This is a genomic window from Sphingobacterium sp. ML3W, from assembly GCF_000747525.1.
Taxonomy (GTDB): Bacteria; Bacteroidota; Bacteroidia; order Sphingobacteriales; family Sphingobacteriaceae; genus Sphingobacterium.
In genome coordinates this window covers 5,138,158-5,162,147 of the sequence record NZ_CP009278.1, presented here as the reverse complement: position 1 = coordinate 5,162,147, position 23,990 = coordinate 5,138,158, and the positions used below count along the sequence as shown (strand labels likewise).

Below are 23,990 nucleotides of genomic sequence, written 5' to 3'. Positions count from 1 at the left end.
TAAACATGTGTTTGCGCTTCAAGTGGTAAACATGACCGTTGTTTTCCTCCGCTTGTTTACCCAATAACGGCTATCCAAAAATAGCCAAATTTTTGAATTACATAAATTGAATGTGAATAAATGCACAATTGGTAATATCTTCTTACTTTTGAATCATGGCTACACGAATACCACTAGCAGAGCGCATGCGTCCCAAGAAATTGGAAGATTATGTTGGGCAACAGCATATTGTAGGTCACGATGCTGTCTTGTATCATGCTATTCAACAGAAAAATATTCCTTCCATGTTGCTATGGGGCCCTCCCGGAGTTGGGAAGACCAGTTTGGCTCTTTTAATGGCCAAGGAGCTCGGTAGACCATTCTTTTCTTTAAGTGCAATCCAAGCGGGTGTCAAAGACATCCGGGAGGTGATTGAAAAAGCGGAGAAGTTGATGCATATCAATCAGGAGCAACCGATGATGAATTTTAAGCAAGAACAACCGATCTTGTTTATCGATGAGATCCATCGTTTTTCCAAATCGCAACAAGACTCCCTATTAGGAGCGGTCGAACGGGGGTTGGTAACTCTGATCGGTGCAACCACCGAAAACCCTTCTTTTGAAGTCATTTCAGCACTTTTATCGCGCTGTCAAGTGTATGTGTTGGAGCACCTCAGTAGTGTAGATCTGATTGGGCTTGTCGAAAGATCGTTACATGAAGATGAATTTCTGAAAGAGCAAAGCATCGAAATTGAGGAGTATGAAGCTATTTTACGGCTTTCAGGAGGTGATGCCCGTAAATTGCTGAATGTGTTGGAATTGGTGAGCAATGCTGCGGTACTGCATCACGAGCCCATCACCAATGCCTTTGTCTTGAAGCAGGTGCAACAAAACATGGCCATTTACGATAAAACAGGCGAGCAACATTACGATATCATATCTGCTTTTATCAAATCCATACGAGGTTCAGACCCCAATGCTGCCATTTATTGGTTGGCACGTATGATCGAAGGTGGGGAAGACCCATCCTTTATCGCTAGGCGCTTGTTGATCTCTGCATCGGAGGACATCGGCAATGCCAATCCCAACGCACTTTTATTGGCCAATAACTGTTTTCAAGCTGTCAATGTGATCGGTTGGCCCGAGTCGCGAATTATTTTAGCACAGACGGTGACCTATTTAGCCAGTTCACCCAAGAGCAATGCTTCTTATGAAGCGATCAATAAAGCAATAGGTGTGGTGAAACAAACAGGAGATCTATCTGTCCCTCTGCATCTACGCAATGCACCAACGAAATTGATGAAACAGCTTAACTATGGTGCAGAATATAAGTATTCGCATGCCTATCCGGGTAATTTTGTGACACAGGAATTTTTGCCCGATGCAATCAGTGGGACGACTTTTTACGACCCGGGTAAAAATCCGCAAGAAGATAAATTGAGACAAAGTTTACGCGATAAGTGGAAGGAAAAATACAGGTATTAAAGTCTGTTATTTGTTAATCAGGGCTGCCAGCGGTATTTCACCTCTGATTTTTTGATAGGCGGCTTTATGAGATGGGCTGCGTGTGTATTTTTCTGTCGATGTTTTAAAAACTAGCAGGATATTGTTAACTTTGTTGGGATAGGAGCAAAGCATGAAGTCAGATTTAACATTTACAGCGATAGATTTTGAAACAGCAACAGGGCATCAGAATAGTGCCTGTGCCGTGGGTATCGTTACCGTTGAATCGGGTATAATCACCAATGAATTTTATTCCTTGATTCAACCACCACGGAATGAATATATGTGGCAGACCACGCGTGTGCATGGTATCAAGCCTCGGGATACCGCTCATTCTCCGACGTTCAAAGAACTTTTTCCTACCATTCAATCGCTATTGGCCAATAAACTGATGATTGCACACAACGAGCTGTTCGATCGCAATGTCTTGCGAAAAACCATGCTTCATTATGGTTTGGCATACGATGAGTTGCAATTGGCAGAGATGTGGGAATGTACCTATAAGATTTATCGCAACAAAGGATTTAAGCCTGCGCGCCTCAATGCTTGTTGTGAAGTATTGGGTATTGATCTCAATCACCACGAGGCACTTTCCGACGCTAGGGCATGTGCCGAATTATACCTACGCCATCCTTTCGTAGAGACGCTGATAGAAGGATAATTTCAGCCTTCCTTTTCATTTCTTCAAATCTAATTTTTTGATTAGTATCTTCCATGCAGACGCTTGTCGATGGCCAACTTCTATCGCCCTTTTATTTTCTTTAAACACTATTTTTTGAACGACTTCCTTCCGCGCAGCCTCTTGTCAAAGACTAGTTTTACTTTCCTTTTATATTCTTTTAGGAGATATTTATAGCGTATTATAGCCAAGCTTCCATGGTCGTAGTGGGTATCATCATATTGTGTTAATCTAAATAAAGATTAAAAACTCTTTTTATCTTTTTAGGATATTTGCCCTTTATTTTTCGAGACTTCCATGTGTTTAAGTCAATATAAAGTTTCATTTATAGAAAATATGAGACATAATCAATTTTCTCATCAGTATTTATTGCTATCTTTACTTATTGTTTTTCAATGTATTATAAAATGTCCCCCCCTTTGTCCCCCCCCTATAATCGCATCGTGCTAGGCTAATAATTATCTTTACTCTAATTCTTTTAAAGGACATGCTTTCTTTTGAAAGAAAACGCATTTATCAGCTATTATTTCAACTTATTATGTTTTATATCTATCTTTTACTCGGTATTGTATTCGTTTTTTCTATCCTTTATTACAGGAAGAACGTAAGATTATCACATCAATTTAAAGAGCGTGCGACATTACGTGCGCAGTATCGTTTCCAACATATGGAAAATGTTGAGCATGAGAGCGGGAAATCAAAAAATGGTGCTTTGATTCTTACTGTAGAAAGGCTTAATTTTGATACTCGTAATATCGTTATCAAAGAAGTAACGCTTGATCACTCTTGTTACCATATCAGTTTAGATCAGTTGATTATGATTTCATTTCCTGCTGATTCAGTAACAGCTTATGAAGCATCTGTTCGTTTTAGAGTTCGAGGATCATTGAGCAAGGCAGGGGTTTTGAGTGACCGCCAAGCTCTTATTTCCGGATATATCACTTCCGATCTATCTGGTCGTATTCCATTCCGTCTTCGCGTTCCTGTCGAAAAGTTCGAGGCTGAAGATGCACCTGTCGATGCCCAAGTATCGGCTTCTAAAGGTGACTTAGGGCGGCAGCCCAATTTTGGGTAAAGATCTCATTTCATAGTGGATATATAGGAGTACGTTGGTGAGCGTACTCCATTTTTTAGTGTCATGAATAGTCATGGCACTTTAAATTATTTTATCCCACCTTTATTATTTTACTCTGAACCTTTCGACTGCGCCATTCGTTAGTGACAGCTATCTTTGCTGAAGATAAAAAATACTGACTACAAGTATAATTTATTCATTATTTCTGTTATAAAATAAAAGTTAATCGCTGGTAAAGGTTCGATTAAGTGTAGCAACTCGGGTTATCCAATAATTTAAATGTGAACGAAAAAAATGTTATATATGCGATGAAAATATGATTGGATATCACTTCCGTCCTAAATAAATTTTAGGCGCGTGTTTCCCTTGAAACAGTATCTATTTTTAGATAATTTCAATTTTGACCCTATTTTTTAGTCTGAGAATATCTGTAGCTGTCCATTTTTACCCTTAACTGGTGGCCTGATAAAAGGATCATCTATCCATTGCCATATATTTATTTTCACGAATATATTCATCCTGATAAACCCGACCAAGTTAGACAGATTCCAATCGTATTTAGCCTTCTTCTGAAGGTATTTGAGCAGTAATATTCCAATCAACGAAGTCCATATTTGGATCATGACCGCATTTTCAGAAGTACCCACAAAAGATGATATTTTTAAGCGTTGCTTCAGATGCTTGAAGAAAATCTCGATCTGCCATCGCTGTTTATAAATGTTAGCTACTAGTGATGCCTTCCATTGGATATTATTTGTCAGAAAGTGGTACTGGTTGTCTGTGCTGCTGTCCCAAAAGTGAATCAAGCGTAATGGTTTAGAGTTGTATCTATCTGCTGATGGACCAGAAAGCTCAATGATCTCATCTTTAATGATTCCCTTTTCAAGGAGTGCTTCACTCTGGTATGACTTGATAACGTTGTACTTCATGTTAGTTTTACTCCTGGTAACAAAATAACAACCTCTGCTGTCCAAATCCCCGAGCCAGTTGTAATCCACATAACCTCTATCCACCACTACAACGCTTCCTTTGGAAAAACTATAGCTACCCGCACGCTGGCTTTCATGAACTTTCCCGTCTGTAATCTGCATGAAAACAGGAAGACATCCATCATAATCCAGCACAGTGTGCAGTTTTACAGCACCTTTGGTGCTTCTAAATTTAGCCCAGTCAAATACAGATAAACATAAAGGGATGATACTGGCATCCATCAGATAAACCTTGCGCTTTAATTGCGTTAGATCTTTGCGCAAATGGGTATCCTTTTGCCATAGCTTATCTAATAGCGAAAAGTACAGATCTTTAAAGAGTTCATGGGTGCGGTGCTTGTTGATATAGGAAATATTGGACTTGCTGGGTGCTCTACCAACACCTAAATGGTTCAAATTACCAGTCGTACTACGTAAGCCATTACTGATATCACGAACTGAATCTGCAGAAGAAAAATGGCAAAACAACATGCTAGCAAGATGCGTCCAGCTGTTGATCCCTTTACAATGTTTGTCACTCTTGTGCTTAGCAACCAAAACCTTGAATAATTCGCGGTCGATAAGTGATAAAATCTGACTAAAAACGTTTAAATTTACCATGGCGGTGTGTTAAAATTTGACGATTTAAATATAGCAACTTTGCTATAGCAAAACACCGCCACTTTTTTCAACGTTTAGGACGCTACTGATTGGATATATAACATTTTTATCTAAGTTTGTTATTAGCATACTGAAATCATGATGAATACATTTCACACAACCGAAATCAACTGGCGAAGCAATTTTCTTGAACTCGGCCGAGATAGGAGACATTTGTGTCAATCGAGCTTGCAAGCTCATGAAGTAACTATTCGAATCACGATAGCATGAATGACCATTAAAGAACAGATTAAAAATTGATAAGGTACGCAGTTCGTGATCGCATGAATGACCATTAAAGAACAGATTATTCGAATGAAAAATACAAAGTTATTTCCGCAACAGCTTATTGCTAAGGGAGTTGTTTTTTTTCTTGTGGCACTTTTTTTTGTAAGCTGTAAGAAAAGTAATCCAGAACCAGAGCCCGAACCTCCTCCTGTGGAGCGAGATGCGAATGCGATGATACGGGATAGTGTCTATTACTACTACAAACTTTATTCCTTATGGGCTGACGATTATATACCGTCTTATGAAAATCCATTTGAATTTACGGATAAGTACCGTTCCGCACAATCGGTTCTCACTGCATTGAAAGGCATGACACCGGCTTATCCCAACTATAGAGATTATGGTGGGGTTTACGATCGTTTTTCTTTTATGGAAGGCCTTTCGGGCTATGATATTGGTGCGCAAGCCAAAGTAAAGATGGATCGTGCAGATGGTTACGGTTTGTATTTTGATATGGGGACAGTCGATTCGAAAATAGCCCAACCCATTATCTATTTCGTTGAAGGAGGTTCGCCTGCAGATAATGCAGGTTTAAAGCGATCTGATATCGTGCTGTCGATTAATGGTGAATCTGATTATGCTGTCGAAATTGATTGTGAAGGTAATGATGGTTGCAAGGCTGTCGATCCGTCGGCTCTCGGTAAGATTAGAAGTCGTTTAAACTCAGCATTGGAAGGTGGGACTTTAGCGATCAAAGTGCAGCACGAAGATAAAACCATCAGTAACGAGGAGTTGACTTACAGAACCTATACGATAGATCCGATATACAAAGATTCGGTCTATCATTATTCAAGTAAGAATGTAGGCTACCTGGCGCTATCTTCATTTGAAGAGATCGAAAATAACAATTTCAATCAGGTTAAAGTAGATGGTGTATTTCAAAAGTTTGAAGAACAGCATATCGAGGATCTAGTGGTTGATCTCCGGTACAATACCGGTGGATATGTCGATGCTGCGGTATACATCGCCAATAAAATAGGCGGGACCAAGACCGATAAAAAATTGATGGTCACCTACAAGGCCAATGCCTATATGGAGCGTGCCCAAAAAGGCCCGAATGGGATGTTTAAGGATACCTACTTTAGTGGTGGTAGCAGTTTGAACCTACGTAAGGTGTATTTCTTGGTCAGCGAGACTACGGCCTCAGCTGCCGAGATGTTGATCAATGTGTTGAAGCCCTATTTCGATGTTCAGGTGATTGCTACAGGAACGAGGACCTATGGTAAACCGGTTGGATTTTTCGAACAGATCATCGAAAATAAGATTTCCTTTTGGCCAGCCTCTTTCCAATTGAAAAATGCAGATGGATTCTCTGAATATTGGGACGGATTAGCGGCTGATAAGAGCAATGTAACAGATTACATATTTTTAGATTCGGGCAATACTGCAGAGACGATGCTAGAAACAGCATTGGAAGATGCAGTACCAGGAAGCTCGGTGAGAGCGTCGGCTAGACGTTCTGCTAGACCAGACAAAGGGCGTGTATTGCAAGGCAACAGTATCAACCAATTGCCGGAAAAAGGACTTTTGAAAAGTAGGTAAAAAAAGCCTCCCTTAGGGAGGCTTTTTTAATGCTGTTATTCGGGTTTGTTAAAAATACGGTTATAGCATAGTTGCGCAGCAGCCTCATCGGGCAAGCATTGCAATAGGCCTACTGGAACCTGCGATACGACTTTTTCCAATGTACTGTTCATAGTCGCAAACAGGTCTTTATTCCAACGAATGGCCGTACAGCTCGGTAAGACAGTAATAAAGCTACTCACCCCCGATTGCCATTTGAATAGATTGGATGGTGCTTGTTGCAACCGCACAAAAGCCTTCAAATTGATTTTTTCATTCTTATAACAATGCGTCTTGCCACTCCAAGGGGTTCCATATATGTGGATACCATCAGGGCTAATTCTTATAGCAGGATTATCATCATTGAGCAAATCAGTATTCGGAATATGTTTTAACCAAAGACGGCTATGGGTACTTTTTCCAGTGCCACTTTTACCTAGGAAAGCAATGCCCTGACCGTTGCAATTGATGACCGAAGCGTGGATCATAATGGTATCGTGCAGCAAAGCCGCTTGGCCAAAAACCATCATTAACATCCACCAGATCACCGAACTGCATTCTCCCTCCGTACTCGAAGGGATATAGATGGTGGATTGACTGAAGTTTCGTTCACTTCGCATGCACCACTGCTCGTTTCCTTGATCATTGACAATCGTTGTCAAGAATGAATCTTCCCGCTCGTAAAAACAGAAGCGATCCCCCCAAGCAATGGATTCATCACTTCGCAGGATACCCATATCCGCGGTAGCAGGCGCTTTATCCGTGCTTAGTAGTATACTTAGTGCAGGTTTTTCATTCGTATTGTCTATCTGAAAAACACGGAAAGAAGGCAATAGATTTTCGAGATTCAGGGTGTCAGGATAGTTGATCTTAACAATCAGATCAGCTATTTTATAATAATTTTGAGATATTTCAATTGGGTTTTTTAAAGTCATAGCGCGTTATCATTAGTCCAGATAGATGTGGTGTTTACATTTATCGACCAAGCTGAGGTCATGTGTTACAAAAAGGCATAATTTATCATGCCCATATTCTAAAAGTCTTTGGATCAGCAAGTCTGCGGTCTTTCTATCCAAGGCAGAGGTCACTTCATCAAAAAGCCAGATATCCCCATCATGCATCAATGCTCGTGCGATAGCAATCCGTTGTGCCTGTCCTTCGGATAGGCCCATTCCCGATTCCCCCACTACAGTATCTACACCATCGGGTAGCTCCAATACAAACTCTGCGCATGCGATCCGCAGCGCTTTTTCTATGGCGATGTGACCGCCATCTTTGACATGCAAGAGTAGATTTTCACGTATGGTACCACTGAGAAGTGAATTCCCTTGCGGAATATAGGCGAAATTGATGCGATGAGCAGCGGTAAGTACGTGAATACCATCACGGTCCGTCAGTAGGATTTCTCCTTTTTCCGGTTTGATCAGAGATAGTAATAAGCGTATCAGGGTCGTTTTCCCTTTACCACTAGGTCCTACAATCGCTGTTGGCTCACCGGCTTTTAGATTTAAATTAAATTGATCCAACACCCATTTGTCTTCGTATCTGAACGATAGGTTTTGGATTTGCAGTGCTGATATCTTGTTGAGCCGTTTTTGTTCAACGAGGGGTTCTATTTCACCATCCTTGAGCTCTAGTAAACGATCTGCAGATACTCTAAACCGGACAAATCCAGGAATAAAGGTAATGAGTGCCAAAATAGGCGATTGGATGCGCGCCACCAACTGTAGAAATGCGGTCATCGTACCAAAAGATATCTGTCCACTGTGCAGTCTGTAGATTCCCCAGATAAACGTCAATAAATATCCTGCGTTTAGGCTTAACTTCATAACGCTCTGCGTGTACGTAGAAAAGTTAAGCTGCTTCATTTTCAAAGCGAACAGTTCTTGTTGGCTGTCGGTGAGTTTCTTTCTTCTTTTCGGAAAGATACCCATCGCTCTGATCAGTAGACGGAATCGCAGATTTTCTTGCAGTACATTCGAAAAATTACTTTCCTCGCCCTTCACTTCCTGACTCAGCTTACGCATTTTTTGGAAATAGATTTTTGAGAATAGGAAGAGCGGCGATATCGCCAATATCATGAGCGCGAGCATCGGATCCATATACCATAGGAATCCAAGGGAAGCCAGTAATTGTATTGCTGTCAAGATAAAGGAGAGCAAAGATTTGGCTATCAAATTGGCCACTTCTTCGCAGTCGGTCTGAATACGGATTTGAATATCTCCGGTATGCCAGTTTTTGATGAGTTTCCAAACCGAAAGCATTTGGGCATCGAGCATATTGCGTTGCAGTTCAAGCGTGAGCATCATTTTGATGCGTTCGTTGAGCCATCCAGTATAGGCGCGTATTCCCAATCCCAATAGCACACTGCCCACAATACCTATGAGAATCCAAGTCAGCGAAATGTCCGCTGTAGTGGCGGTGGCTATGTCTACGGCTTTTTTTGATAGGAATACAAATAGCAATGATAGTGCAATGGCGAAGAGCTCCAATATGAAATAGAAGAGGAGCCTAGCTCGGTATCCTTTGCTGATGGACCATGCCCAACGGGTATGGTGTCTCAGGTTATTATTACTCATTACGATATGGCGGTCTTTTTGAAATTATTTTTCCAACAACCCCTGTTTTTCGAAATCTTTGATCAGTGTTTCAGCATCAGCAAGAGCTTGTTGCTCGGTGACCTCGTATTGTTGGCAAAGCAATTCAACGATAGACGCAATAGTAAAATCTATACCCTGCAATTGTTCCCAAAGCCATGCCGCCGTATCGTTCAAGGTATATACGGTAGAAAGGTCAACCATTTCTTGACCAGGGTCGACGATCATATGGTCCGAACCAATCGTTCTCAAGACTAAATCTGCTCTTAATTTCATTCTATTAGGGCTAAAAAATTATTAAAAACAAAGTTAATAATTATTCTCAGTATAGAAAATCAGTCTAAAAACGTCTTTTCAAGACCGTAATTATTTTTCTTATGATGCGCATATAGTACCAGGCCATTCCACGGAACCGGTATAAGGGTTTATCGATGGCAATTGTTTCATCACCTGAGGTCGGGTAGTGTCGCGTTGCGAGAGCGAGGATATCCTTTTCGGCAATATATTCGTGCAGCACCAAGTTCCCATCACCCGCGAGCAGATATTTATCGCCCTTTTTTCCGACGTAACGATGGAATATATAATTACCCTCATGTTTCGCTAGGATATTGGCCCCTTTAGGCAGTGGTTCTCCCTGGTAAGCGACCAAGAGTACACGGTCTCCGCTTTTAATAAAGGGAAGCATACTGTTCCCCTTCACGCGAATACATACTTCTTTACCTTCTTCCAATAGTCGTTGTACTTCTTCAAAATACAAGGCATTGCTGATGGTCATCGATTCCGTTTTCTTCATCCTTTGTTTGCGCTTAAATTAACCTGATCAGATATTGGATCAGTTCTTGGAGTTGGGTGTCTTTCAAAAGGACATTTTTGTTTTCATCCAACAGGTATAAGGTAGGCGAAGCCTTGAGGTCATACAGACGTTCATGTTGTATGGTTGACTCCCTGTCAAAGCCATTGATCCAATTGTCAGCTAGGTGCGACTGATATCCTTTCCATTTTGGACGGTCTCCCCAGGGCTCGATTGCCAAGACCTGCACTTGCTTTTGCTCAAAAAGTTGCACCAGTTGCGGGGTGTCTTTTAAGAGGTCTAGGGTTTCTTTGCAATGCGTGCATTCGGTATCGTAAAATAGGAGTAAAGTATACTTGGCTTTTACGTCAGACAATTTCTGTACCTGACCATCAGAGCGTTCAAAATCAAACTCCTCCGCCTTCTTACCCAGTTTATTGCGTTGTACCAACTTGTATATGGGGCGGTAGGCTTCTTTTTCCAGATCAGATAGTCTATCCGTCTGTATGAGGTATCGCAATACCGATTCGTAGCGCACATCGTTGCGCATAGGTGAATTTCCATCATAAAGGTAGTGCTCATACAGCTTGATGAAATGGTCGAAACCTACTTTACTCGCTTTGGTGCCGTCCAACATGTTGGCTATTGCATGATCAGCTACCGTATCCGAAACCGTATTTAGGGCAGCGATAAAGTCAGCAAGTTTCTGTTCACCCATATTAGGGTCTTTTATTTTCACCGTATCTGCCATATCGAACTTATCCCAGTAAGTCAATACGGCACTATCTGCTGCGGTATAGTGCTCCTTCTTTATGTCGTTATCAGCATTTTGTTTTTCAGATTTTGAATGCTGGTTGCAAGAGACGGAGAGCAAAGTTATTGCGCCAAGGAAGAACCAAATCTTAAAAGTTGTACATTTCATTATAATCAGCTTAAGCAAAAACAAACTTAGATAAATTGTATTTTATATACAATACAATTGCAGAGAATAAAGCAGTCGTCAAATTTATGAATGGCTGACTTATTATTTTAATTGGGAAAATTTCCATCATAAGCTCTTTTTTTAATCACAAAGGGATTAATTATCTTCGTTTTAAGGTTTTTTATCTTCTGAAAGGTGTAAGGACTTCCATTTAAACGAACTAATCAGTCACTTTTTTTAATGGTATATTTAGTGTCTTTTTCAAGATTGGCACGCTTCTCGTCAAGGTTATGTTAATAAAAGGTTATTTTTTCTCGAAGGCCTTATCTCCGCTTTAGTTTTATAAATAATCTTTATCTTTGAGATATTGAATAACGATACTTTATTAATGTTATTATAAGTTTAAATATGATTACAATACCCGGAAAAGAAATGCGTGTTGGTATCACCTTTAGTGCTTTTGATCTGCTACATGCAGGACATATCAAGATGCTTGAAGATGCCAGACGCCAATGCGATTATTTGATCTGTGGATTACAGACTGACCCTACTTTGGATCGTCCAGAGAAAAACAAGCCGACACAAACAGTGGTGGAGCGTTACATTCAGCTTAAAGGCTGTAAATATGTCGATCAGATCGTGCCCTATGCTACAGAACAGGATCTAGAAGATGTTTTACGCTCCTTTAAGGTTGACGTTCGTATCGTTGGTGATGAGTACCGCGAGCGCGATTTTACGGGACGCCAGTATTGTGAAGAGTCGGGAATTGCCCTTTATTTCAATAGTCGCGATCATCGTTTCTCAAGTTCGGGCCTGCGCCGCATTGTAGCGGAGCATGAAGTTGAAAAAGGTTAGATAGTTAGATAGTTAGAAGGTTAGGTAGTTAGATAGAACATAACTCGTTACGAGTTCACTAGCGTTACTACGTCACTAAAAAAGAAAGAACAAGATTACATGAAGATAGGTATTACATTTGGTGTATTTGATTTATTGCACGCAGGACATATCATGATGCTGGAGGAAGCACGCCGTAATTGTGATCATTTAATTGTAGGACTCAATACCGATCCGTCAGAGGTTTCGCCAGATAAGGCTAAACCAACGCAGACCGTTGTTGAGCGCTATATACAATTAGAAGGCTGTCGCTATGTCGATGAGATTATCCCTTACGAAACGGAACAAGATTTGACCGATATCATCAAAGCGCTACCCATTCAAGTACGTATCATAGGCGAAGAATACCGTGATATGGAGTTTACAGGAAAAAAATATTGTATCGAAGAAGGAATTGAAATTTATTATAATAAGCGTAGCCATCGTTTTTCAAGTGAAGGGTTACGGAAAGTAGTTGCCGCTAAGGAAGCAGAAAAAATTGGTTAAAGAAGTGGTTAGTTAGTTAGTTAGTTAGTTAGTTAGTTAGTTAGTTAGTTAGTTAGTTAGTTAGTTAGTTAGTTAGTTAGTTAGTTAGTTAGTTAGTTAGTGAGAAGGTTAAGAAGTTAGACCGTTAGAAAAATTCTAACCTACTAACCATATAACCCTCTAACCTTTTAACTCACTAACCATATAACCTTAGAAAGTTAATTAAGAGAATAATACTGATATATAATGAGTGATATTATACATGTAATTCTGTCGGGAGGTGTCGGGAGCCGTTTGTGGCCTTTATCGCGAAAAAGTTATCCGAAACAGTACCTTTCTTTATTTAAGGAAGGCTCTTTGTTCGAAATGACCGTCAAGCGAAATCAGGGTTTTTGCAATCAGGTAATCGTTGTTGGGAATAAGGATAATAATCAATTGAGCCGCCAGGTGATGGAAAGTAGTGGTGTAGATTATATCGACATCGTTGAATCTACTCCTCGTAATACAGCTGCAGCTATCGCTTTCGCAGCCTTTGCTGCAAATCCAGATGACATTTTGGTCGTAACGCCTTCAGATCATGTTATCGTGGGTGAAGATGCTTATAATCAGGCAATCGAAGAAGCAATCGTAAAAGCAAATCAAGGCTATATCGTTACCTTCGGTATACAGGCAACAAAGCCCGAGACCGGTTATGGCTATATTGAGTTTGAGGGCGATCAAGTAGTTTCCTTTCGTGAGAAACCAAATAAGGAAACAGCCGAGGATTTTATTGAAAGAGGTAATTTTCTATGGAATTCGGGTATGTTCTGCTTTCGTGCCGATACACTTCTGCATGAATTGCAACAGTTTGAACCCCGCGTATATGCAACTGCATTAGCTGCTTGGCAACATAAAAAAGATGGAATCCTTGACGAGGCCCTATCCAAAGAAATTCCATCCATTAGTATCGATTATGCGGTGATGGAACGCTCCAAGAAAATACGTGTGGTGGCTACCGACTTTACTTGGTCTGATTTAGGCTCCTTTGAGTCCATGTACGATTACCTTAAAGAAACGGGGCATCCTACGGATGAAAATGGCAATATGGTTATCGGTACCGATATCTTTAGTGCATTTGTGGGTTTGAAAAATACCATACTCGTTTATACCAATGATGCTTTTTTGGTTCTACAAAAGGAAAGTTCTCAAGACGTCAAGAAGATTTACAATACCTTAGAAAGACATCAGTCCAAACTGATCGATTAAAAAAAGACCTTCAAATTTGAAGGTCTTTTTTTGTTGCTGCAACAACCTAATTGCTCTTAATTTTTATTTCATCATAATTTAATTTCAAAGGTTAGGAAACATGATATGCAACACTTATATTTGATGTTTGGGCGTTAGTTTCCTTATAGTCAATAGTTTATGTTCAAACATTGTTTTAATTAACCTTTTTATGAGGTTTAAATTTAAGATGTTCATCGCATGAGCAGGTTTGAAAAGTACTATGTGTTCGTTCATGACGTTATTAGAAGAGTCACACGGTTACTGACTTTGTTACTACGTCACTAATCGTTGTTGACTTTGTTACTAGGTCACTGATCGTTACTGACTATGTTACTACGTCACTGATTGTTACTGATTTTGTTACTACGTCACTGATCGTTACTGACTATGTTACTACGTCACTTGACTACGTTACTATTTATATGTTTACTTTTAATTTTTTAACCTTTACCAACCATGTTGATTTTAGTATTGATAATTTTTCTATTTATTGGCTGTTATTATTTTTGGGCGGCAAGACAGAGAAATCAACGATTTGCAAATCATGGACAAATGTCTGTCAGCTACCTGTTTCAAGAGCGCCCCGGGCAGTATAGTGGCGACCGCAGTATCAAGAGCGGCGTGCTGGTTATCCATAGTCGTAGTCATGATGAAAAGCTGAAGCATGCGACCATCAAGCATGTTCATCTGCAGCATCCTGACTTACGTATCCATCTCGAGCAGTCTTTAGCCCTTCCTTTTCAACATGATGAGGTGAGTAAGCCTGAGGTTTCGGTACGCTATAAAGTAATCAAAAATGATATTGATACTGTCGATCTTACCGGGGTAAATACCACCATTGCAGGTAAACTGCATTTTGTAAGTGGAGCATCTAAAACCTTTAAAGTCACCGTTCCGATTTCCGGCCTTTATCAAGAACAAGGGCAGAACTAAGCCCTAAGATGCCACACGGGATGAAAATAGAGATAGTACCGTATTAAACCCGTATTCGGTTATTGATTGTTCACAAAATTCTATTACTTTTGATATTGTTGCCCTGCCTCTGGCTAGGCTTGATTTAAGTAGTTATAAGTTTTTGAAATATCATGAATAGAACGATCATTATTACAGGCGGAGCGGGTTTTATAGGTTCGCATGTAGTACGGAATTTTGTTAATAAATATCCAGAATACCATATCATCAATTTAGATGCATTGACCTATGCCGGCAATCTCGAAAATCTTCGCGATATCGAAGAAAAGCCCAACTATACTTTTGTTAAGGAAGATATTACCGATGCGGCGGCAATGATTCGTGTCTTTGAACAGTATCAACCTGATGGTGTTATCCACCTCGCTGCGGAGTCTCATGTCGATCGTTCTATTGCAGATCCAACAGCGTTTGTGATGACAAATGTCATCGGAACGATGAACCTATTGAATGCTGCCCGTGCCATCTGGGAAGGTCAATTTGAAGGCAAACGCTTTCATCATGTATCCACCGATGAGGTGTATGGTGCATTGGGTGATACCGGCCTTTTTACCGAGGAAACCGCCTATGATCCACATTCACCTTATTCAGCATCTAAAGCTAGTTCCGATCATTTTGTGCGTGCTTATCATGATACTTATGGTCTGCCTATCGTGTTGACCAATTGTTCTAATAATTATGGGCCCAATCATTTTCCCGAAAAATTAATTCCATTATGCATCCATAATATATTGACCAATCAGCCACTTCCGATTTATGGAGATGGTAAATACACACGCGATTGGCTCTATGTGGTCGATCATGCGGTAGCTATCGACTTGGTCTTCCACGAAGGGAAGAATGGTGGCTCTTATAATGTCGGAGGTTTCAATGAATGGCAGAATATCGATTTGGTCAAAGAACTCTGTAAACAGGTAGATGAGAAGTTAGGCCGTCCCACAGGTACAGCAGAAGCCTTGATTACCTTTGTCAAGGATCGTCCAGGACACGATCTGCGTTATGCAATCGATGCCAACAAAATCAATAAGGAATTGGGTTGGTACCCGTCGGTTACTTTTGAAGAAGGTCTGTCGAAGACTATCGATTGGTTTTTGGATAATCAAGAGTGGTTGGATAACGTAACTTCTGGCGATTATCAGAAGTATTATGAAGAGCAGTATAAGGAAGTAAAGAAGTAATCGAGTTACAAAGTAACCGAGTGACGAATGTTACTACGTCACTGTTGTTACTGTGTTACTACTAATGTTACTACGTCACTAATTGTTACTACGTTACTACTAATGTTACTGCGTCACTGTTGTTACTGTGTTACTACTAGTGTTACTACGTCACTATTGTTACTGTGTTACTACTAATGTTACTACGTCACTAATTGTTACTACGTTACTACTAATGTTACTGCGTTACTGAATAAAAAAAACAATGAAAAGTATAGAAACAAAACTAAAAGGTTGCTTTATATTAGAACCAACCGTATATGAAGACGAGAGGGGTTATTTCTTCGAAGCTTATAACGAAGAAAAATTTGCGCAAATTTTAGGCAACAAGCCTCATTTCGTGCAAGATAACCAGTCCCAATCGCAATATGGTGTTGTACGTGGCTTGCATATGCAGGCGGGTGACCATGCGCAGGCAAAATTGGTGCGTGTAATGGAAGGCAAAGTAATCGATGTCGCAGTCGATGTACGCCCCGGCTCGGAGACTTATGGTCAATCGGTGGCTGTTGAACTTTCTGCTGAAAACAAGAGACAACTGTATGTTCCACGTGGATTTTTACATGGTTTTAGCGTATTGTCTGAGACTGCGGTATTTTTTTACAAATGCGATAATCAATATCACCAAGCTTCAGAAGATGGTGTTTTTCCTTTAGATCAAGAATTTGACATTGACTGGGGTGTTCCAGAGGCAGATATGATCCTTTCGCAGAAAGATCAAACAGCACAGACATTTGCATCATTTAAAGAGAAACATGACATCGGTTAATCAGAATCAACGCATATTGGTGACAGGGGCTACTGGTCAGTTAGGTAACGAGTTGAAAGTAATCTTGGAGCAGGATCTAAGTAAGGAATGTTACTTTTTGGACCGTAAACAGCTTCCATTGGATCAAATAATGTTGATTCAAGATATCTTGGCGATGTATCAGCCCGATGTGATTGTTCATGCCGGAGCGTACACAGCAGTGGATTTGGCCGAGTCAGAACCGGTACTTGCCGATCAGGTGAACCACCTTGCGACCGATGAGATTGCGCAGTACTGTCGCTTACATGGTAAACAATTGATTGCGATATCAACAGATTATGTATTTGATGGAAATTCTAGTACCCCTTTAACGGAAGATGCTGCTGTAAGCCCAATTAATGTATATGGTGAGACCAAGTTAAAAGGAGAGCAGGCGATACAGAAATGGTGTCCCGAGGCTATTATTATCCGTACCTCATGGGTGTATGCTACTCATGGGAAAAATTTCGTCAAAACCATGTTACGTTTGATGTCCGAGCGGGATTCCATCTCGGTTATTAACGATCAGATCGGTTCGCCTACATCTGCACATGATTTAGCCAAAGCTATTGTGACGATTATCACTTCAGATAAATGGGAGGGAGGCTTGTATCATTATAGTAACGAAGGAGAAATAAGTTGGTATGATTTTGCCGTTGCGATCCGCGAGTTGAAGCAGCTGGATTGTGACATTAAAGCTATTCCATCAACGGCCTATCCAACTCCTGCAAAGAGACCTCATTATTCTTTGCTAGATAAAACGAAAATTAAGACCGTTTACGGTGTAGAGGTGCCGTTTTGGAGAGATAGCTTAGCTGCTTGTTTGGATAGTTTGTAAGGAAAGTTAGGTAGAAAATTAGATAGTTAAGAAGTTAGAGCGTTAGAAAAATTCTAACCTTCTCACCATATAAGCTCTTAACCATGTAGCAAGTTAGGCGGTTAAGTCGTTAGACAGTAAAATAACCTATTAACATTAGAAAGTTCGAAAATTAGATAGTTAAGAAGTTAGATCGTTAAGAGATTAGTTCGTTAGAAAAATTCTAACCTTCTAACCATCATCTAACCTTCTTACCTTATAAAAAAAAATTATGAAAGGAATTATTTTAGCAGGAGGTTCTGGTACGCGTTTGCATCCGATGACCCTTGCTGTGAGTAAGCAATTGATGCCTGTATATGATAAGCCGATGATTTATTATCCGTTATCGACTTTGATGTTAGCGGGTATTCACGAGATTTTGATTATCTCTACACCGCAAGATCTACCACAGTTTCAAAGACTTTTGGGCGATGGTTCGCAACTGGGTTGTCGTTTTGAGTATATAGAGCAACCAAGCCCTGATGGACTGGCGCAAGCCTTTATATTGGGAGAAGAATTTATCGGTGATGATAAAGTGGCCTTGATCTTGGGTGATAATATTTTTCACGGATCTGGTATGTCCCATTTGTTACAATCCTGTGTTGATGTTGAAGGAGGGATGGTCTTTGCTTATCAAGTCAATGATCCAGAACGTTATGGCGTGGTCGAATTTGATGCAAATAAGGTTGCTGTATCGATTGAGGAAAAACCCCTTTCACCAAAATCAAACTTTGCTATCCCAGGTTTATATTTTTACGATAATGACGTTGTAGAGATTGCAAAGCAAATCAAACCATCGCCAAGAGGTGAATTGGAAATTACCGATATTAACAAAGTATACTTAGAACGCGGTAAACTGAAGGTTTCTGTCTTTGACAGGGGCACAGCCTGGTTGGATACAGGTACTATTCAGTCTCTTATGCAAGCGGCACAATTTGTGCAGGTCATTGAGGAAAGGCAAGGGATGAAAATCGGTGCTATCGAGGAAGTGGCTTATCGCATGGGTTATATCGATAAGGATCAGTTATTAAAGGTTGCCGACCCATTGCGTAAATCGGGTTATGGAGAATATCTACGCCTTTTAATTAAATAAATTTCCCTACTTTTGTGAAAATTCGAAATATAGAATGAAAAGATTGTTATTATGGATTTTTGTGATTGGATTGATGAGTTCGGTACAAGCACAGACAAATCCCACCAATATAAAAGTTGATGATTTAAGCGACGCCCAGATTGAACAGTATGTCAAACAAGCTGCATTGATGGGCTATGGTGAAAGTCAATTGGACGGTTTTGCGCGCGCGCAAGGTGTTTCTGCTGTGGAAGCTCAAAAGCTAAAAGATCGTTTGCAAAAAATCAAGCGGACTAAACAAACGCCAAAACAACTGCAAGATAATCGAATTTCTAATTCCACTACTGGTCGTCAAGTCAATGGTGGCTCAGAACAAGATACGCTGAGAAGCAATAACAATCAAGATTCATTGCTTATTGACGAAAAAAAATTAAAGATTTTTGGGTCAGACCTGTTCAAGAACAATGCCATTACATTCGAGCCCAATTTGCGGATGGCAACCCCTAGCTCTTATATTATCGGACCAGACGATGAGATTCTATTGGATATCTCCGGAGATAATGAGGCATCTTATAAATTACCGGTAAGTGCAGATGGAACGATAAAAGTAGAGTATGTGGGAGCTATCAACGTTTCTGGATTATCCATTGCTGCAGCCAAGAGTAAAATCCAACAACGTTTAAGCAGTACCTACTCCGCAATACGATCGGGGATGACGCATGTAGATGTCAATATTGGTAATATCCGCACGATTCGGATTACCTTGACGGGAGCTACGACCAAGCCGGGTACTTATAGTTTACCCTCATTAGCCACCGTATTCAATGCTTTATATGCTGCAGGTGGTCCAAGTGAAACGGGGACCTATCGCCAAATTCAAGTTATTCGCAACAATCAAGTGGTTACGACGATTGATTTATATGATTTCTTAGCCAATGGCATACAAAGTGGTAATGTCCGTTTACAAGATCAAGATATCATCCATATTCCCGTATATGGCAGCCGTGTGCAGTTTGAGGGTGAAGTGAAACGTCCAGCTATTTTTGAAACCGTATCTGGAGAATCATTGTTGGATTTAGTGAAGTATGCCGGTGGTTTTAGCGAGGATGCATATACCGCGAAGATAAAAGTATTACAGAAGACAGATAAAGAACGTAGTGTAAAAGATATTTATGCAGATCAGTTTGCAGATTATAGTCCCAAAGCAGGCGATCAATTTATAATAGAGCCAATATTAGAGCGCTTTGCTAATCGTGTAAGTGTTTTAGGAGCAGTTTTTCGTCCAGGTTTATATGGAATGGAACCGGGAATGACATTGAAGCAATTATTAGAGCAAGCAGATGGCGTACGTGAAGATGCCTTTTTAGAAAGGGGTATCATAAATAGGTTGAGAGCTGATAATACCGCGGAATTAATCAATTTCAATGTACGCGAAATATTAGCGGGTACAGTGGAAGATATTCCTCTAAAAAGAGAAGACAAGATTGAGATTGCCTCAATATTCGATTTACGCGATGAGTACAAGTTTACGGTGCAAGGAGAAGTGCGTCTTCCTGGCGATTTTCCTTTTGCCAGTAATGCCACTTTGGGAGATTTGATTCAGAAAGCTGGTGGGCTGAATGAGGCAGCTAAAAACGCACGTATCGAGATTGCTAGACGATTAAATAATCGAGAAGTTGGAGATACAACTTCTTCACAGACCATTTTGGTTGATATCAATGGAGGTATTGTATCCGATTTAAATATCGCATTACAACCTTATGATGTTATTTCCGTATTAGGGGATGCAGGATTTCGTACCCAAAGACAGGTGAAAATCGAAGGGGAAGTTTTATATCCAGGTATATATACGATATCTCGTGAAGACGAACGTATATCCGACATCATCAAGCGTGCTGGAGGTTTAACATCCTATGCTTATACAGAAGGAGCTTCTTTAAAGCGTACAGGTCTTTCCAAATTGAAGGCTGAAGAGAAAAAAGAAAAGGAACGCCTTAAGAAGGAAATGCGTAAAAATTCCGATGAAAATCAAGATACAGAGGATGGTGAATTTGATAATGAAGATGGATTAACATCAAGTAATCCAAATGCAAAAAATAATGCCTTAGCAAAGGTATCCCAACAACAAGGTGTTTCTGCGCCTGATATCGAACCAAGCGACTTAGTTGGTATTGAATTAAATAAAATTCTGGCTAATCCTGATCAACGTGGAGATTTATTGGTCCTAGATGGTGATATCATTACAGTACCTAAAGAATTAGAGACTGTAAAAGTGATGGGAGAGGTCCTAAACCCGAATAATGTAGTTTATGTGAAAGGGAAGAATTTAAAATATTATGTCAACCAGGCTGGTGGCTTTACAGATAATGCTTTAAAGAAACGCGTTTTTGTTCAATATGCCAACGGAGCTGTTAAGGGAAAAGATGGCGGGTATCCCGAGGTAAAACCAGGAGCAGAAATTGTAGTGCCAAAACGTGCACCTCGTGAGAAAATTAGTTCGCAGGCTTGGATTGGGATTGGTACCGGTGTTGCTTCTACTTTAGCCATTATTATCAGCTTATTTAAAAATTAAGTTTGAGTCGAATGAATAAGACAAATGAAATAAGTTTAAAAGAATTGATTTTGATAATCAAGGACTGGATAAGTTTTTTGTTAAAAAAATGGTTCTTATTTATAATATCAATTCTTGTGGGAGCATCTATTGGGTTTTTATATTCAAAATTTAAAGCTCCATCTTTTACTGCAACTACTACTTTTGTGTTGGAAAGCGGAGAAGCTGGTGGAGGCGGAGGTTTGGCTCAATATGCTGGAATAGCATCCATGGTAGGGGTTGATCTTGGAGGATCGGGAGGAGGAATTTTTCAAGGTGATAACCTTTTAGAATTATACAAATCTAGAAAAATGATTCAAGCAGCACTTTTAGCGTCGAGTGATTCAGATAAAAATCATTTATTAATAGATCTACTATTAATGGAAAATGGAAAGCTAAATCGTTGGGAAAAACAAAATTCAGACTTAGTAAATATTGAATTTCATCTCATCAAACAGAAAAATTCGCTATTGCAACGTAAAAAAGATAGTGTGCTTATGGAGGCCGTTGCTGATATAAATAATAAATATCTTTCGGTTTCTAAACCGGATAAGAAATTATCCATCATTAAGGTAGATGTAACATCAAAAAATGAAGTTTTTTCAAAAGAATTTAATAATGCTTTAGTAAAGAAAGTAAATGATTTTTATGTTCAAACGAAAACTAAAAAGTCGTTAAATAACATCGCTATCTTACAACATAAAACGGATTCTGTAAGATCAGTAATGAATGGCAATATTTCAACAGCTGCAGTTATTTTAGATGCTACGCCAAATTTGAATCCGACCAGGCAGGCACAACGTTTGGTTCCCACTCAGCGATCACAATTTTCAGCAGAAACAAATAAAGCTATATTAGGTCAGTTAGTGCAAAATTTGGAACTTTCAAAAATGGCCTTATTAAAGGAAGCTCCGCTTATCGAAGAGATCGATTCACCTATTTATCCTTTAAAGATAGAACGCGTCGGTGCGCTGAAAGGTATTGTATTCGGAGCAGCGTTATCATCTCTTTTCATGTTTTTTTTACTAGTTATTTATAGAATTTATAAAACAGCACTTAATTAGCTATTTATGATTGGAATTATTATTCAAGCAAGATTAGGGTCGACTAGATTTCCCAAGAAGATTTTAAAGAAATTTGGAAGTGAGACTATTCTTTCCTTTTTGATAAATCGATTACTTGTTTTAAATATACCTATCGTTGTTGCTACAACAGATAATATTGTTGATGATGAGTTATGTGAATATTTAATATTAAACAATATCTCCTTTTATAGAGGGAGTGAGGACAATGTTTTACAAAGATTTATTGAAACTGCAAATTCATATGATTTTGATAAGATTATAAGAATTTGCTCTGATAGTCCATTTATTGATGTAGATAAAATGATAGATTTAATAAAAACATCAGAAAATATTGATTTTGATTACCTGTCATATTCTTATCAATCATTGCCGACAGTTTTATGTCATTTTGGTGTATTCACCGAAATTGTCAAACGTAGTGCATTGATAAAGCTCAATGACACTTATAATCTGCCTGACTATTGTGAGCATGTAACCTTTGGCTTATATAAAAATCCTGATAATTTTAATATTAGATTGCTGGCACTTCCAGAATCTTATTCCAAATATGAAAAGATTCGACTATCACTAGATACAGAATCGGATTATCTGAATTTGTTGGAAGTTGAAAAAGCATTAGGTAATGATTTCAATAGCAGTTTTGAAAATATAGCAGAATATATTATAAATGATAATAAATTAATCGCCTCAATGGAATTAAATATTATCAATAATAAAAAATAATTATGATGAGTAAAGAAGTATATGTAATTGGTGAGATTGGTCAAAATCACAACGGATCAGTTGATTTAGCAAAATTGATAATTGATTTAGCTTGCAGGCCTGTAGAAGAAGATTTGTTCAATTTACAATTGAAACCAATGAATGCAGTTAAGTTAACAAAAAGAGACTTAAAGCAGGAACTATCAAAATCACAGATGAATGCCGCATATAATTCCCCGTATTCATTTGGAGCTACTTACGGGGTACATCGTGAAGTATTGGAGTTAAATGATGAGGAGCACTTTGAAATTTATAAATATGCGAAGGCCAAGGGAATCGATTTTGTTGAGACTCTTTGTGCTGTAGGCTGTTTATCTTTACTAAGATATTTCGAGCCCGACTATTTAAAGGTTGCCAGCCGAGATTTGACTAATCTTCCACTACTAGAGGCATTGGCCGAAACTAAAATTCCAATTATTGTTTCAACAGGTATGGCTGGAAAAAAGGAGCTTGATGACGCCATTACGGTTATTGCTAAGTATCATTCTAACTTGAGCATACTTCATTGTGTCTCTCAATACCCTACACATCCTAAAAATGTCAATCTTAATACAATCAAATTTTTAAAAAATAATTATAAAGATTACAGGGTCGGATATTCAGATCATACCATCGGAATATCAACACCTCTTGCTGCAGTGGCAATGGGTGCCGAAATTATTGAGAAACATATAACGATTGATAGAAGAATGAAAGGAACAGATCAGGCCGGTTCATTAGGTCCAGATGGTGTAAATCGTATGGTTCGAGACATTCGCATGTTAGAGCGCTCCTTAGGTATTGAAGATATATTTATAGACAGTGACGTATCAGGTGCAAAAAATAAATTAGAAAGATCTATAGCTACAAAAAGGTTAATGAAGAAAGGAGAAGTGATTAAAGAAGAAGATTTGCAGATGCTTTCTCCGGGCGACGGGATTAAATGGGCAGATAGAGAAGAACTGCTTGGCAGAGAATTAAACTGTGATATCCCTGCTGATGAAGTTATTTATAAAACTTTCGTACTTTAA

Annotated in this window: 22 protein-coding genes; 16 read left to right on the top strand and 6 right to left on the bottom strand. The window is 39.3% G+C overall.

Annotated features, from left to right (window positions below; all coding sequences use genetic code 11):
* Positions 1-155 precede the first annotated feature (155 nt).
* From KO02_RS21940 to KO02_RS21930, 3 genes are all read left to right on the top strand, one after another.
* Positions 156-1,463 carry a replication-associated recombination protein A gene (locus KO02_RS21940; protein ID WP_038701743.1) on the top strand — a complete coding sequence of 436 codons (1,308 nt, stop codon included), beginning with the start codon at positions 156-158 and terminating at the stop codon, positions 1,461-1,463.
* A gap of 151 nt (positions 1,464-1,614) precedes the next feature.
* Positions 1,615-2,142, top strand: coding sequence for a 3'-5' exonuclease (locus KO02_RS21935; protein ID WP_038701742.1), 528 nt, complete (start codon positions 1,615-1,617; stop codon positions 2,140-2,142).
* Positions 2,143-2,698: 556 nt separating this feature from the next.
* The gene (locus KO02_RS21930) at positions 2,699-3,235 is read left to right on the top strand and encodes a hypothetical protein (RefSeq protein WP_144243387.1); all 537 of its coding nucleotides are present in this window, start codon (positions 2,699-2,701) and stop codon (positions 3,233-3,235) included.
* A gap of 413 nt (positions 3,236-3,648) precedes the next feature.
* Here KO02_RS21930 and KO02_RS21925 read toward each other — a convergent pair whose 3' ends face one another.
* Positions 3,649-4,824 (bottom strand): IS4 family transposase, encoded by a 1,176-nt coding sequence (locus tag KO02_RS21925; RefSeq protein ID WP_038694773.1) that lies wholly within the window; start codon positions 4,822-4,824, stop codon positions 3,649-3,651.
* 354 nt (positions 4,825-5,178) lie between these two features.
* Between KO02_RS21925 and KO02_RS21920 the strand changes: the two genes are divergently transcribed.
* Positions 5,179-6,693, top strand: coding sequence for a S41 family peptidase (locus KO02_RS21920; RefSeq protein WP_158500339.1), 1,515 nt, complete (start codon positions 5,179-5,181; stop codon positions 6,691-6,693).
* A 35-nt stretch (positions 6,694-6,728) separates the two neighbouring features.
* On the opposite strand, the gene KO02_RS21915 is transcribed toward KO02_RS21920, so the two are convergent.
* From KO02_RS21915 to KO02_RS21895, 5 genes are all read right to left on the bottom strand, one after another.
* Positions 6,729-7,646, bottom strand: a complete 918-nt coding sequence (locus KO02_RS21915; RefSeq protein ID WP_038701739.1) for a hypothetical protein — start codon at positions 7,644-7,646, stop codon at positions 6,729-6,731.
* Positions 7,647-7,658: 12 nt separating this feature from the next.
* Positions 7,659-9,203, bottom strand: coding sequence for an ABC transporter ATP-binding protein (locus KO02_RS21910; protein ID WP_235212308.1), 1,545 nt, complete (start codon positions 9,201-9,203; stop codon positions 7,659-7,661).
* Between the two features lie 111 nt (positions 9,204-9,314).
* The gene (locus KO02_RS21905) at positions 9,315-9,584 is read right to left on the bottom strand and encodes a PqqD family protein (protein ID WP_038701737.1); all 270 of its coding nucleotides are present in this window, start codon (positions 9,582-9,584) and stop codon (positions 9,315-9,317) included.
* A gap of 64 nt (positions 9,585-9,648) precedes the next feature.
* A complete protein-coding gene (locus tag KO02_RS21900; protein WP_051960213.1) occupies positions 9,649-10,101 on the bottom strand; it encodes a S24/S26 family peptidase in 453 nt (150 codons plus the stop codon).
* A gap of 13 nt (positions 10,102-10,114) precedes the next feature.
* Positions 10,115-11,020, bottom strand: a complete 906-nt coding sequence (locus KO02_RS21895; RefSeq protein WP_038701736.1) for a DUF5106 domain-containing protein — start codon at positions 11,018-11,020, stop codon at positions 10,115-10,117.
* A gap of 408 nt (positions 11,021-11,428) precedes the next feature.
* On the opposite strand from KO02_RS21895, the gene KO02_RS21890 reads away from it, so the two are divergent.
* From KO02_RS21890 to KO02_RS21835, 12 genes are all read left to right on the top strand, one after another.
* Positions 11,429-11,875 carry an adenylyltransferase/cytidyltransferase family protein gene (locus KO02_RS21890; RefSeq protein ID WP_235212307.1) on the top strand — a complete coding sequence of 149 codons (447 nt, stop codon included), beginning with the start codon at positions 11,429-11,431 and terminating at the stop codon, positions 11,873-11,875.
* Between the two features lie 99 nt (positions 11,876-11,974).
* Positions 11,975-12,400 carry an adenylyltransferase/cytidyltransferase family protein gene (locus KO02_RS21885; protein ID WP_038701735.1) on the top strand — a complete coding sequence of 142 codons (426 nt, stop codon included), beginning with the start codon at positions 11,975-11,977 and terminating at the stop codon, positions 12,398-12,400.
* Positions 12,401-12,625: 225 nt separating this feature from the next.
* Positions 12,626-13,624, top strand: coding sequence for a mannose-1-phosphate guanylyltransferase (locus tag KO02_RS21880; RefSeq protein WP_038701734.1), 999 nt, complete (start codon positions 12,626-12,628; stop codon positions 13,622-13,624).
* 477 nt (positions 13,625-14,101) lie between these two features.
* Positions 14,102-14,578 carry a hypothetical protein gene (locus KO02_RS21875; RefSeq protein ID WP_038701733.1) on the top strand — a complete coding sequence of 159 codons (477 nt, stop codon included), beginning with the start codon at positions 14,102-14,104 and terminating at the stop codon, positions 14,576-14,578.
* Positions 14,579-14,730: 152 nt separating this feature from the next.
* Entirely contained in the window at positions 14,731-15,792 is a 1,062-nt protein-coding gene (rfbB, locus tag KO02_RS21870; RefSeq protein WP_038701731.1) for a dTDP-glucose 4,6-dehydratase, read from the top strand.
* A gap of 244 nt (positions 15,793-16,036) precedes the next feature.
* Entirely contained in the window at positions 16,037-16,597 is a 561-nt protein-coding gene (gene rfbC, locus KO02_RS21865; protein ID WP_038701729.1) for a dTDP-4-dehydrorhamnose 3,5-epimerase, read from the top strand.
* Positions 16,584-17,453: a dTDP-4-dehydrorhamnose reductase gene (gene rfbD, locus KO02_RS21860; protein WP_038701727.1), complete on the top strand. Its 870-nt coding sequence runs from the start codon at positions 16,584-16,586 to the stop codon at positions 17,451-17,453. The genes rfbC and rfbD overlap by 14 nt, the downstream gene beginning before the upstream one ends.
* 250 nt (positions 17,454-17,703) lie before the next feature.
* Entirely contained in the window at positions 17,704-18,564 is an 861-nt protein-coding gene (gene rfbA / locus KO02_RS21855; protein WP_038701725.1) for a glucose-1-phosphate thymidylyltransferase RfbA, read from the top strand.
* A gap of 34 nt (positions 18,565-18,598) precedes the next feature.
* A complete protein-coding gene (locus KO02_RS21850; RefSeq protein WP_038701723.1) occupies positions 18,599-21,115 on the top strand; it encodes an SLBB domain-containing protein in 2,517 nt (838 codons plus the stop codon).
* A gap of 11 nt (positions 21,116-21,126) precedes the next feature.
* Positions 21,127-22,197 (top strand): LPS biosynthesis protein, encoded by a 1,071-nt coding sequence (locus KO02_RS21845; RefSeq protein ID WP_038701721.1) that lies wholly within the window; start codon positions 21,127-21,129, stop codon positions 22,195-22,197.
* A gap of 6 nt (positions 22,198-22,203) precedes the next feature.
* Positions 22,204-22,941: a cytidylyltransferase domain-containing protein gene (locus tag KO02_RS21840; RefSeq protein ID WP_051960211.1), complete on the top strand. Its 738-nt coding sequence runs from the start codon at positions 22,204-22,206 to the stop codon at positions 22,939-22,941.
* Between the two features lie 2 nt (positions 22,942-22,943).
* Positions 22,944-23,990: an N-acetylneuraminate synthase family protein gene (locus KO02_RS21835; RefSeq protein ID WP_200878589.1), complete on the top strand. Its 1,047-nt coding sequence runs from the start codon at positions 22,944-22,946 to the stop codon at positions 23,988-23,990.

Coding starts and splice junctions, on each gene's coding strand:
- KO02_RS21940 (WP_038701743.1), top strand. CDS start 156: ATGGCTACACGAATACCACTAGCAGAGCGCATGCGTCCCAAGAAATTG.
- KO02_RS21935 (WP_038701742.1), top strand. CDS start 1,615: ATGAAGTCAGATTTAACATTTACAGCGATAGATTTTGAAACAGCAACA.
- KO02_RS21930 (WP_144243387.1), top strand. CDS start 2,699: ATGTTTTATATCTATCTTTTACTCGGTATTGTATTCGTTTTTTCTATC.
- KO02_RS21925 (WP_038694773.1), bottom strand. CDS start 4,824: ATGGTAAATTTAAACGTTTTTAGTCAGATTTTATCACTTATCGACCGC.
- KO02_RS21920 (WP_158500339.1), top strand. CDS start 5,179: ATGAAAAATACAAAGTTATTTCCGCAACAGCTTATTGCTAAGGGAGTT.
- KO02_RS21915 (WP_038701739.1), bottom strand. CDS start 7,646: ATGACTTTAAAAAACCCAATTGAAATATCTCAAAATTATTATAAAATA.
- KO02_RS21905 (WP_038701737.1), bottom strand. CDS start 9,584: ATGAAATTAAGAGCAGATTTAGTCTTGAGAACGATTGGTTCGGACCAT.
- KO02_RS21900 (WP_051960213.1), bottom strand. CDS start 10,101: ATGAAGAAAACGGAATCGATGACCATCAGCAATGCCTTGTATTTTGAA.
- KO02_RS21895 (WP_038701736.1), bottom strand. CDS start 11,020: ATGAAATGTACAACTTTTAAGATTTGGTTCTTCCTTGGCGCAATAACT.
- KO02_RS21890 (WP_235212307.1), top strand. CDS start 11,429: ATGATTACAATACCCGGAAAAGAAATGCGTGTTGGTATCACCTTTAGT.
- KO02_RS21885 (WP_038701735.1), top strand. CDS start 11,975: ATGAAGATAGGTATTACATTTGGTGTATTTGATTTATTGCACGCAGGA.
- KO02_RS21880 (WP_038701734.1), top strand. CDS start 12,626: ATGAGTGATATTATACATGTAATTCTGTCGGGAGGTGTCGGGAGCCGT.
- KO02_RS21875 (WP_038701733.1), top strand. CDS start 14,102: ATGTTGATTTTAGTATTGATAATTTTTCTATTTATTGGCTGTTATTAT.
- rfbB (WP_038701731.1), top strand. CDS start 14,731: ATGAATAGAACGATCATTATTACAGGCGGAGCGGGTTTTATAGGTTCG.
- rfbC (WP_038701729.1), top strand. CDS start 16,037: ATGAAAAGTATAGAAACAAAACTAAAAGGTTGCTTTATATTAGAACCA.
- rfbD (WP_038701727.1), top strand. CDS start 16,584: ATGACATCGGTTAATCAGAATCAACGCATATTGGTGACAGGGGCTACT.
- rfbA (WP_038701725.1), top strand. CDS start 17,704: ATGAAAGGAATTATTTTAGCAGGAGGTTCTGGTACGCGTTTGCATCCG.
- KO02_RS21850 (WP_038701723.1), top strand. CDS start 18,599: ATGAAAAGATTGTTATTATGGATTTTTGTGATTGGATTGATGAGTTCG.
- KO02_RS21845 (WP_038701721.1), top strand. CDS start 21,127: ATGAATAAGACAAATGAAATAAGTTTAAAAGAATTGATTTTGATAATC.
- KO02_RS21840 (WP_051960211.1), top strand. CDS start 22,204: ATGATTGGAATTATTATTCAAGCAAGATTAGGGTCGACTAGATTTCCC.
- KO02_RS21835 (WP_200878589.1), top strand. CDS start 22,944: ATGATGAGTAAAGAAGTATATGTAATTGGTGAGATTGGTCAAAATCAC.